Consider the following 292-nt stretch of genomic DNA (forward strand, 5'->3'; position numbering starts at 1 on the left):
GTGCTGGGCAGCGACGGCTACAAGATGTCGAAGTCGCTGCGCAACTACCCGGACGTGTCCGAGGTGCTCGACCGCGACGGCTCCGACGCGATGCGCTGGTTCCTGATGTCGAGCTCGGTGCTGCGCGGTGGGAACCTCGCGGTCACGGAAGAGGGCATCCGCTCGGGGGTCCGCGAGTTCCTGCTGCCGCTGTGGAACTCGTGGTACTTCTTCGCCACGTACGCCAACGCCTCGGGGGCCGAGGGCTACCAGGCCGAGTGGCGCACCGACTCCACGGATGTGCTCGACCGCT

1 protein-coding gene is annotated in these 292 nt (G+C 67.8%); it reads left to right on the forward strand.

Going from position 1 to position 292, the window contains the following annotated elements; all coding sequences use genetic code 11:
• Positions 1-292 (forward strand): class I tRNA ligase family protein (locus tag L687_RS28805; protein ID WP_040569666.1); only part of this gene is annotated, 292 nt, incomplete at both ends.

The sequence above is a fragment of the Microbacterium maritypicum MF109 genome (assembly GCF_000455825.1).
Lineage (GTDB): Bacteria > Actinomycetota > Actinomycetes > Actinomycetales > Microbacteriaceae > Microbacterium > Microbacterium maritypicum_A.